Annotated in this window: 9 protein-coding genes; 5 read left to right on the top strand and 4 right to left on the bottom strand. The window is 73.3% G+C overall.

Annotated features, from left to right (window positions below; all coding sequences use genetic code 11):
- Nucleotides 1-46 precede the first annotated feature (46 nt).
- Entirely contained in the window at nucleotides 47-2,071 is a 2,025-nt protein-coding gene (locus tag PCA76_RS10730; RefSeq protein WP_336298056.1) for a family 10 glycosylhydrolase, read from the bottom strand.
- 65 nt (nucleotides 2,072-2,136) lie between these two features.
- A complete protein-coding gene (locus PCA76_RS10725) occupies nucleotides 2,137-3,177 on the bottom strand; it encodes an App1 family protein (protein ID WP_272617122.1) in 1,041 nt (346 codons plus the stop codon).
- Between the two features lie 123 nt (nucleotides 3,178-3,300).
- Between PCA76_RS10725 and PCA76_RS10720 the strand changes: the two genes are divergently transcribed.
- The 5 genes from PCA76_RS10720 (at nucleotide 3,301) to PCA76_RS10700 (ending at nucleotide 8,270) form a co-directional block, all read left to right on the top strand.
- Nucleotides 3,301-4,920, top strand: a complete 1,620-nt coding sequence (locus PCA76_RS10720) for an ArnT family glycosyltransferase (RefSeq protein WP_442930217.1) — start codon at nucleotides 3,301-3,303, stop codon at nucleotides 4,918-4,920.
- Nucleotides 4,921-4,985: 65 nt separating this feature from the next.
- Entirely contained in the window at nucleotides 4,986-5,783 is a 798-nt protein-coding gene (gene yaaA, locus PCA76_RS10715; RefSeq protein ID WP_272617118.1) for a peroxide stress protein YaaA, read from the top strand.
- A 246-nt stretch (nucleotides 5,784-6,029) separates the two neighbouring features.
- The gene (locus PCA76_RS10710) at nucleotides 6,030-6,416 is read left to right on the top strand and encodes a nitroreductase/quinone reductase family protein (protein WP_272617116.1); all 387 of its coding nucleotides are present in this window, start codon (nucleotides 6,030-6,032) and stop codon (nucleotides 6,414-6,416) included.
- Nucleotides 6,417-6,488: 72 nt separating this feature from the next.
- Nucleotides 6,489-7,226, top strand: a complete 738-nt coding sequence (locus tag PCA76_RS10705; protein ID WP_272617114.1) for a hypothetical protein — start codon at nucleotides 6,489-6,491, stop codon at nucleotides 7,224-7,226.
- An 81-nt stretch (nucleotides 7,227-7,307) separates the two neighbouring features.
- Complete coding sequence (locus PCA76_RS10700; protein ID WP_272617112.1) at nucleotides 7,308-8,270, top strand: TAXI family TRAP transporter solute-binding subunit; 963 nt, start codon at nucleotides 7,308-7,310, stop codon at nucleotides 8,268-8,270.
- Between the two features lie 12 nt (nucleotides 8,271-8,282).
- Here the strand turns inward: PCA76_RS10700 and PCA76_RS10695 are convergent, their stop codons facing one another.
- Complete coding sequence (locus PCA76_RS10695) at nucleotides 8,283-9,719, bottom strand: sensor histidine kinase (RefSeq protein ID WP_272617110.1); 1,437 nt, start codon at nucleotides 9,717-9,719, stop codon at nucleotides 8,283-8,285.
- A 9-nt stretch (nucleotides 9,720-9,728) separates the two neighbouring features.
- Nucleotides 9,729-10,385 (bottom strand): response regulator transcription factor, encoded by a 657-nt coding sequence (locus PCA76_RS10690; RefSeq protein WP_272617108.1) that lies wholly within the window; start codon nucleotides 10,383-10,385, stop codon nucleotides 9,729-9,731.
- Between the last annotated feature and the right edge of the window lie 33 nt (nucleotides 10,386-10,418).

Genomic DNA, 10,418 nt, shown 5'->3' with positions numbered 1-10,418 from the left:
ACTGACCGGCACGGCTTCTGACCGTACGAGCAGAATGTCGGTCGGATCAGAGTCGGGTGATCCGGATGGCGTCGGCGACGACGTACCCCGACGTGCTGGTCCAGCGGCTGACCCCGACGACCTGACGCGTCCCCGCGGCGAAGTCGTAGGTGCCCAGCTCCCGCCACTGCCCACCGCCGGTGCGCTGGTCGACCTTGGTGGTCACGGTCCCGTTCGCCGTCGCCACGAGGTGCGGGGTGGCGCTGTTGTAGCCGGAGTCGGCCGGGTACCAGACCTCGACCCGGTACGAGCCGGCGGCGGGCAGTGTGGCGCTGAACCAGGCCGGGTCGCTGACGGCCTGCGGCTCGGCGAACCGGTAGTTGGCCCCGTACCGGGTGGTGAGGTACGACGACGTGCCCCAGGTGGTGGCGGCGGTGAAGCCACCGGCGGTGGCGTTGTCCACGATCACGCTGAACGTGCCGCCGGTGCCGGTGACCGTCCGCGCGTTGCTGGCGGGGCTCTCGTGGTGCAGCCGGTCGAGGGCGGTCACCAGGTATCGGTAGGTCGAGCCGGCCGCGGCGGTGGCGTCGGTGAACGTCCCGGTGCCGCCAGAGGCGCGCACCGTGCCGAGCAGGTTGCGGGCGTCGGCCAGGTCGCAGGGGTCGACCGAGCCGTCGCCGGGCAGTCGGTACACGGCGTACTCGGCGGTGCTTCCGGTGCCGCCACGCTGCCAGTTCAGCGTCACACCGCCGGTGCCGCGTACCGCCGAGGTGAGGTTCGGCGCGGCGGGCGCGGCACCGCCCGCCCCGGCCGGTGCCAGCGCCGGCCGACGGTAGTGGTCGGTCGTCACCCGGGAGACGGCACCGATGCGGTCGGCGCGTACGTCCTTGGCGCTGAAGTGGATGTCGCCGAGGATCCGGGGGTAGGTGCGGTTGAGCGTCAGATGGTCGGTCAGTTCGGCCGGGTCCTGCCAGGCGGCGTCCTGCCCGGACGCCCCGGCGCGGTAGGTGGCCTGGCCGACGAGCAACTGCACGTTGGTGCCGGTGACGGTCTCCGACCACCAGCGGACCAGCTCCGCGTAGTCGGCCGACGGGTGGCCGATCTGCCAGTAGATCTGCGGGGCGATGTAGTCGATCCAGCCCTGCTTCACCCAGCGGCGGGTGTCGGCGTAGATCGCGTCGTACGCCTGGAGGCCGGTGGTGCGCGAGCCGAGTGGGTCGGTGCCGGCGTTGCGCCAGATGCCGAACGGGCTCACGCCGAGCTTCACCCACGGCTTGACCGCCTGGATCCGGTTGTGCATCTCCTGGACCAGCAGGTTGACGTTGTTACGCCGCCAGTCGGCGATGGTGCTGAAGCCGGCGCCGTACTGGGCGTAGGTGGCCTGGTCGGGGAAGGCCACCCCGCTGACCGGGTACGGGTAGAAGTAGTCGTCCCAGTGGACCGCGTCGATGTCGTAGCGGTTGACGGCGTCCATCATGGCGTTCTGCACGAAGGCGCGGACGGCCGGGATGCCGGGGTTGTAGTAGAGGTGACCGCCGTAGGCGACCGCCCAACCCGGGTTCGTGCGGGCCGGGTGGCTGGCCGCCAGCTTGCTCAGGTCGGTGTGGTTGGCCACCCGGTACGGGTTGAACCAGGCATGGAATTCCAGGTTGCGGGCGTGCGCCTCGGCCACCATGAAGGCCAGCGGGTCGTAGCCCGGGTTGCCGCCCTGGGTGCCGGTGAGCCACTGCGACCACGGCTCGTACGTCGACGGCCAGAACGCGTCGGCGGCGGGGCGGATCTGCACCACGACGGCGTTCATCCGGCGCTGCTTGGCCAGGTCGAGCCAGCCTCGGTACTCGGCCTGCTGGGCGGCCGGGGTGAGCCCCGTGCGGCTGGGCCAGTCGATGTTGGCCACGCTGGCGATCCACATACCCCGGAACTGCCGTTTCGGGGTGGCCGGATCGGTCACGCAGGCCGCCTGGGCGGCCACCGGCACGATGCCCGGCGGGGTGGGCGGGGAGGGCGGGGCGGCCGTGGGGACGGCCGCGCCGAGGGCCAGCGCCGCTACCAGCGCCAGCCCGGGAAGGTATCGATGAAAGTCTCTGCGCACGAAAGGATTTTCAATCCTGCACGGCTTCCGTGCAAGTATCCTTCACGATTTTCTACTCCGGAAGATCAGACGAGGCCAGCGTCGCGCAGCAGCTTCCACAGCCCGGCCCCGTCGGGTGCGGACAGCCACTTCTGCCCCACCGGTCCCGCCGACGACGAGCCGGCCGGGGCGGGCAGGCTACCGGCCAGCACCGACTGCGTCGGGGAGAGCCGGCGGATCGCCACCCCGGCCACGTTCTCCGGGTGGGCGGCCGCGAACTCGCGGTAGATCTCCTGGTCGTGCTGCCCGTCGTCGCCGACCAGCAGCCACTTCACGTCAGGAAACTCCTTGGCCATCCGGGCCAGGGTGACCCGCTTGTGCTCCCGCCCGCTGCGGAACCACCGGTCGGCGGTCGGCCCCCAGTCGGTCAGCAGCAGCGGCCCGGCCGGGTAGAGGTGCCGGGACAGGAACCGGGTCAGGGTGGGCGCCACGTTCCACGCGCCCGTGGAGAGGTAGAAGACCGGGGCGCCGGGGTGCGCGGTGACCAGCCGCTCGTAGAGCACCGCCATACCGGGAACGGCGTTGCGGGCGTGCTCGTCGAGCACGAACGTGTTCCACGCGGCGAGCAGCGGCCGGGGCAGCGCGGTCACCATGACCGTGTCGTCGATGTCGGAGATGATGCCGAACTTGACCTCTGGGTCGAGGATGCGCACCGGCGCGTCGACCGGCGCGGCGTCCGGGACGCTGAGGCGGACCGTGCCCCACCCGGGTGGCAGGTCGGCCTCGACCAGCGTGTCGACGAAGCCGCTACGGTCGGCCTGCGTCTCGTGCCGCACCCCGCCGGCCTCGATGGTCACGGTGACATGCTTCGCGGGCAGTGTGGTGAAGCTGCGCCAGCCGCGGACCTTGTCCAGCCGACCCCGCTGACGGGTGTCCGGTCGGCCCAGCAGCACCCGGCACATCACCCGCACCCAGCCCGGGGCGCCATAGCCGGTGTACGCGACGATGTTGACCCGCCAGCCGGTGCGCCGCAGCCGACGCTCGACGAGCTGATGCACCGCGTCCTCGATCCGCGCAGCTCGGTGCAGGTTCGGAACGGCCAGCTGGCCGGTGGGAGTGGGTGGCACGCGCCAACCCTGCCACACGCCGACAGGCACGGCCACGCGAGCCGACCCCGGCTGCGCCCGATCCACCTCGCCGGCCCCGCCAAACGTGAAACACTCCGTCGGGACGACGACGGGGGCGTGGTCGTGTCACATCCAGAGCAGCACCGTGGGCGATGGCGCCCGCGACTCGACCGGCCGGCGCTCGTCGCGCTGCTGTTCGGGCTCGCCGGCGTCGGGTATCGGCTGGTCCTGACGCTGTACACGGTGCCGGTGTCGAACAGCGACGAGGCGACCTTCGGCCTCGCCGCGCTGCACATCGGGCAGGGCCGGGAACGCCCGGTCTTCCTCTACGGCCAGCACTACATGGGGATGCTGGAGTCGTACCTGGCCGCTCCCCTGGTGGCGGTGGCCGGGCCGAGCTGGCCGGTGCTGCGGCTGCCGATGCTCGCGTTGTACGCGGCCTTCATCTATCTGATCTACCGGCTGACCCGCCGGCTCTGCACACCCTGGTTCGCGACCTTCGTCGTGGGCCTGCTCGCGCTCGGAGGAGAGCGGGTGGTGCGCGACCAACTCACCGTGGTGGGTGGTCGGCCCGAGGTGAAGCCCGCGGTGCTGCTGATGCTGCTGATCACCATGGGACTGGCCGCTCGCACGGTCCACCGCCGACGGCTCGCGGTCGCCCTGTTCGGCCTGCTCGTCGGGCTGGCCATCTGGTCGGACTGGCTGATCCTGCCGTACCTGGCCGTGGCCGGTCTTGCCCTGGCGTGGGCGGTGCGGCGGGAACTGCTCGGCTGGTCCGGCCTGCTGCTGGTGGCGGGGTTCGTCGTCGGGGTGGCACCGATGCTCGCCGACAACCTCCGGGCCCCGCCCGGCGAGGACTCGCTGTCGGTGTTCCGGGAGATCAGCACCAAGGCCGGGCCGCTCCCGCCCTGGTCCGACCGGATCCGGGGCGGCCTGCTGGAAGGGGTGCCGTTGGCGCACGGGCTCTGCCCGGTGGACGGCTGCGGACGCTGGCAACAGTGGTTCGGCCTCCTGTACCCGGTGCTGCTGCTGGCCGGCGCGGTCCTCGCGGTGCTGGCGTACCGCCGCGCGGCCGGGGCGCCGCGCGGGGAGCGGGTCAGGCCGGTGGTGCAACTCGCGCTGGTCGCCGGTGCCGCGTTGACCCTGCTGTCGTACGTGCGCAGCCCGCTCGCCGCGACCAGCCCGCTGGACAACGCCCGCTACCTGTCGGTGCTGCAACTGTCGCTGCCAGCGGTGCTCTGGCCGCTCTGGGTGGCAGCGGTGGCGTGCTGGCGGGGCACGGTCGGTGCGCTCGGCCGACTCACCGGCGCGCTCTCCACCGCGGTGCTGGCCGCGTTGACCGCGACCACGCTGGTGATCACCGTGCTCTTCGCGGCCACCGGCACCTCGACGTCACGAACCGAGGAGCGCCAGGCCCGGGAGCTGGCCGCCGCGTTGCGCGCCGACGGCCCCCACGAGGTGTACGGGGACTACTGGACCTGCAACCGGTTGATCTTCAACACGGACGAGAAGGTGGTCTGCGGAGTGCTCGACGGTGAGCTGACCCCCGGGCAGAACCGCTACCGGCCGTACTGGCGGCAGGTCGGGCGGGCCGAACGGCCGGGCTACGTAGTCGAGATCGACTCCCCGATGGATCGACGACTGCGCAAGCTGCTCGCCGACCGGGCCGACGCCGCGCTCGTACGGGAGGTCGGCGGCTATCGCGTGTACCACCCCGACACCCCGGTGCGGCCCTGGCGGTAACGGCGGGTCGTACGCTGGCCGGGCCGGCGCGCGGGGCGCCGCCGATCCGCCCGTCGAGGAGACCGATGCTCATCCTGCTGCCGCCCTCGGAGGGGAAGGCCGACGCCGGCACCGGGCGCCGCTGGACCCCGGACCGGCTCTCGCTGCCCGAGCTGAACCCGGCCCGCGAGCGGGTGCTGGACGCCCTGGTGACGCTGAGCGCCGGGCCGGACGAGGCGACGGCGCGGGCGGCGCTCGGCCTCAGCGAGGGCCAGCGGGGCGAGCTGCGCCGCAACGCCCGACTGCGGGAGGCGGCCACCGCGCCGGCCGAGCGGCTCTACACCGGAGTGCTCTACGAGGCACTGGACCTGGCCTCGTTGCCAACAGCCGCGCAGCGGGCGGCCCGCCGGTCGATCCTGATCAGCTCCGGGCTGTGGGGCGCGGTCCGACTGGCCGACCGGATCCCCCCGTACCGCTGCCCGATCGGCGCTCGCCTGCCGGGCGTCGGGGCGTTGTCGGCGTACTGGCGCGCCGAGCTGACGCCGGTGTTGGACGACGCCGCCGGCAGGGGTCCGGTACTGGACCTGCGCTCCGGCGCGTACGCGGCCACCTGGACGCCGCGCGGGGAGCTGGCCGAGCGGACCGTCAGCGTGCGGGTGCTGCACGAGCGGGAGGTCGACGGCGTGCCGGTCCGCTCGGTGGTCAGCCACTTCAACAAGGCGACCAAGGGGCGGCTGGTCCGTGACCTGCTCGTCGCCGGTGCCCGGCCGCGAACCGCAGCGGAGCTGGTCGGCACGCTGCGGGAGTTGAAGCACACCGTCGTGGAGCAGGCCACCGCGTCCGGCCGGGTACGACAGGTGGACGTGGTCGTCACCGACCTCTAGCGAGGACGAATGGTCGAGGTGACCGGGACCTTGGACCCTGCATCGTCCGCTCGGAATCGCCAACCCTGAAGCCGGGAAGAGTCGGTGCGGGCGAAGGGGTGTGCGATGGCGAAGTTGAGGAACTGGCCGTTGTCTGACAACGTCCTTCGTTCGATGTACGCGGGGGGCCGCGGTAATGCGGCGGCCCGCTGGTTCTCCAGGGCGTGGGCGGCCGTGTTCGGTGCTGGCCTGTACCCCCGGCGCTGGGTGACACTTGAGGTCGCCGGCCGCCGTACGGGACGGCTGACCCGGTTCCCGCTGGGCATGGCCGACTGGCAGGGCGACTGGTATCTGGTGCCGATGCTGGGCGAGAACTGCAACTGGGTCCGCAACGTCCGTGCGGCGGACGGCCTGGTGACCATCCGGCGGGGGCGGGCCCGGGCCTGCCGCCTGGTCGAGGTACCGGTCGAGGAGCGTGCACCGATCCTCAAGCGGTATCTGGCAACGGTCCCCGGAGCCCGGCCGCATGTTCCCATCGACCGGCACGCACCCCTGGTCGAATTCGCGGCAATCGCGGCGCGGTACCCCGCGTTCCGTGTCGAGACGGCACCGGGGAACAGCGGTGCGGCAGCCGCAAGATTTGCTCAAGGCTGAGCGGGACCTGTTCCGTAACGGCGACGCAGGGGCGACGGTAGGACAACCCAGACTCCGACAAGGGAGCCTTCGTTGACCCGCGAACCCGCCCTGCTCGACCGGCCCCGCTCCCCGGCGCCGCCATCTCCGTTGGACTGGCTGACCCTGGGCGACGCGTTCGAGGCCGCCTGCCTGCTGCGTTGCACGCCGCCGCCGACCGCCGCGCGCCCGAGCGCCGCGCCTCCCGCGCACGCACCCGGGGTGGTGGAGTTCAACCGGGAGGACGCCGCGCAGCGGATGCGGCAGCTGCTCGCCCGGCTGGACATCCCGGTCACTCACGAGGTGGCCGTCGGGGGCCTGCGCCGCCGCTACGAGCTGCACCGGCTCTGGGTGCCCCGGGAGCACCAGGGCGCGTACACCCGGATGTTGGACGCGGGCTGGCGGCAGGGGCGGCGTGAGCTGCTCGGCGGGCCGCTGCCCGGGGCTTCGCCGGCGCGCCGGCGGTTGGTGACCCGGCTCGCGGCGGCGGCCTGGCGTTCGGCGCTGCTGGCCGCCGGGCGGCACGTTCGCCGGCACATCCTCGGCGTGCGACTCACCGACCGGGAGCTGGCCGCGGTGCTGATCCGCAGCGCCGCCGTGCTCGACGTGCCGGCCCGACTCCGCCCCGGCACCGGGTGCTTCCTGGTCAGCGTGGCCGACGGCCCGGACCGGGCGCGAATCCTGAGCAGCGCGGCGCTGGAGCCGGCGCGCGCGGCGGCTCCAGCGCGTGGCGCGGCCCTGACGTCGGCGCGCGGCGCGGTCGCGGTGCCCGCGCGGCGCCCGGCCTGCTGATCGGTGCTCGGGGCGCACCCGCCCGGCACACCACCTCCAAGGGGGTTGCGCGCACCGGTCCGACAGCGCACAGTGCACCGCGTGAGTCGTACCTCGTCCAGCCGGCCCGGTCGCCGCCGCGCGGGGACGGCAGCCCTGTTGACGGTGCTGCTGGCCGCGAGCCTGAGCGCCGCCGGCTGCCGGGACGCCCCGACCGCACCGACGACGATCCGGATCGCCACCGGCAGCCCCACCGCCGTCTACTACGCGTTCGGGCAGTCGCTGGCGGCCATCCTCAACCGGGAACTGCCCGACGTACGGGCCAGTGTGGTGATCACCGCCGCCTCGGCGGAGAACGTCCAACTGGTCGGTTCCGGCGACGCCGAGCTGGGCTTCACCCAGGCCGACGTGCTGCCCACCACCACGGCGGGAAGCCCCTCGGTCGACGCTGTCGCCCGGGTGTACGACGACCAACTGCACCTGGTCACCACGGGCGGCGGTCCGGTCCGCACGGCCGCCGACCTGCGGGGCCGGCGGGTCTCCGTCGGCGCACCCGGATCGGGCACCGAGATCACCGCGACCCGACTGTTGGAGGTGGCCCGCCTCGGCGGCGACGAGGTGCGCCGGGAACGGCTCGGGCTGGACGACTCGGTGGCCGCGCTCCGTTCCGGGCGGATCGACGCGTTCTTCTTCTCCGGCGGGTTGCCGGTGCGGGGCATCGAGGAGCTGGCCGGGCGCAGCGCCACCCGGATCGTGGACCTCAGCGAATGGACCGAGCCGCTGCGCTCCCGCTACGGCCAGGTCTACGTCTCCCGGGACATCCCCCGCTCGGTGTACGGGGTGGACGCGGTGACCACGGTGGCCGACCCGAACTACCTGATCGTCCGGGCCAACCTGCCGGAGCGGTTGGTTCGGGAGGTGACCCGGCTGCTGATGGAACGCCGGGCCGAGTTGGCCGCCGCGCACCCGGCGGCGGGGCGGATGAGCCCTCGCTCGGCGATCGTCACCGCGCCGCTGTCGCTGCACCCCGGGGCTGCCGCCTGGTACCGCGCGGCCAAACCCTGAGAAGGCCGGGTTCTACCGCGCCGGAGTGGGCCGCAGGTCGGCGGCCACCTCCTCGTCCGCAGGCTCCGGTGACGGGTCGGGCTCAGGCGCCGGGAACCACAGGGCGGCGATCAGCCCGCGCGACTCCCCCAGGCGCATGGTGAGCCGCCCGTCGGACGCGTCCACCAGCACGGCGGCGATGGTCAGGCCGAGCCCCGCGCCGTCGACGTTCTGCGCGTCCGGCGCCCGCCAGAACCGCTCGGTCGCCTGCCCGAGCTGACTCTCGGTCATGCCCGGCCCGGAGTCACGCACCTCCAGGGACACTCCGTTGTCGCGGCGGGCCACCGCCACCGTCACCGCTCCGCCGGCCCCACTGAACTTCACCGCGTTGTCGATCAGAGCGTCCAGCGCCTGGTCAACGGCGGTCGGCACGGTCTGGGCGTACGCCGGGGCGTCGGTCGCGGCCAGCCGCAACGCGACCGAACGGTGCCGGGCCAGCGGCGCCCACGCGGCCACCCGGGACGCGGCCACCGCAGCGGCGTCCACGGTGACCCGCTCGTTCTCCTCCCGTTCGGCGCGGGCGAGGGTGAGCAGCGCGTCGAGCACCAACGCCAACCGGTCGGTCTCCTCCAGTGCCAGCCGGTGCTCGGATCGGCCGTCCGGGTCGGTGAGGCTGGGCCCCAACTCCTCCACCCGCAGCCGCAGCGCGGTGAGCGGGTTGCGCAGTTGGTGGCTGGCGTGCGCGACGAAGGCGCGCTGCCGGTCCATCACGTCGGAGACAACGTCGGCCATGTGGTTGAAGCTGGCCGCGAGCCGGCGTAGCTCCGGCGGGCCCAGGCGGTGCTGCACCCGGGCGCCCCGGTCACCCTCGGCGATCTCGTGGGTGACCGCGTCCAGTTCGGTGACCGGGCGCAGCACCCAACCGGCCAGCCCGAACGCGGTGAGCACGCAGGCCAGCACGGCGAGCAGACCAGCCAGGGCGAGCAGCAGCCACCACGCGATGACAGCTCGGCGGATCGGGCCGGCCGGGGTCACGATCACCACCGCGCCGAGCACCTCACCACCGTCGTTGATCGGCACCGCCACCACCACCGGGCTGGTCGTCCAGGGCCAGACCGACTCGGGGGCGCTGGTCTGCTGCCCGGACAGCGCGATGTCCAGAACCGTTGCGGTCCCCGGGCCGGGCTGCCACCTCGGCGACGCGACCGGGGTGCTCCGGTCCCGGTCGACGACCGCCGCGCCGATCCCGTACAGGTTGTCGTAGCTGGTCAGCTCCGACTCGATCGGGCCCGGCCCGCCGTCGCGTAACGCCGGCCCGGCCAGCGAGGCGAACCGGGTGGCGTCGGCGAGCCGGTCGGCACGGACCCGTTCGGTTTCGCGGCTGGCCATGGTGGCCGCGAACGGTGTCTCCAACGCGATGAGGACGAGCACCATCAGCAGCAGATAGCTGATCACCAGTCGACGGCGCACGTCAGCCCCTCACGCATCGCGCAGCCGGTAGCCGATGCCGCGTACGGTCTCCACCAGGCGGGCGTCGCCGAGCTTGCCGCGCAGCGACCCGACGTGCACCTCGACCGTGTGCCGGTCGGCCCAGGTGGTGCCCCAGGCGTCCAGCAGGATGCGGTCGCGGGGCACCGCCACCCCCGGCTGGCGGGCCAGCGAGAGCAGCACGTCGAACTCCTTGCGGGTCAACGTGACGGCCCGGCCGTCCACGGTCACCGTCCGCGCGGCCACGTCGATGCGTACCGCTCCGGCCTCGATGAGGTGGCGCTCCGGCGCAGCGTTCGCGGCCCGACGCAGCACCGCCTCGATCCGGGCCTGCAACTCCACCATCGAGAACGGCTTGACGACGTAGTCATCCGCGCCGAGGCGCAGGCCCAGCACCCGATCGCGCTCCTCGCCCCGCGCGGTCACCGCGATGATGCCGAGCTGGCTGCTCCGCCGGCGCAGCTCCCGACACAGGTCGGTGCCGTCGCCGTCGGGCAGGGTCAGGTCGAGCAGCACCAGGTCGCACGGGGCAGCGGAGAGCGCGGCGGCGACGGTGGCCGCGTGCTCGACCTCGTACCCACGGCGGGTGAGGGCTGAGGAGAGCGCAGCGGCCACCCGGCGGTCGTCCTCCACCAGCAGGATCCGCACCCATGCCCCCATCCGTCGCCGCGCCGTTCTGCG

This window comes from Micromonospora sp. LH3U1, from assembly GCF_028475105.1.
Lineage (GTDB): Bacteria > Actinomycetota > Actinomycetes > Mycobacteriales > Micromonosporaceae > Micromonospora.
This window is presented reverse-complemented; position numbering and strand designations above follow the sequence as displayed.

Excerpts from the sequence above, each read along its gene's own strand:
- yaaA (WP_272617118.1), top strand. The coding sequence starts at position 4,986 with ATGCTCATCCTGCTGCCGCCCTCGGAGGGGAAGGCCGACGCCGGCACC.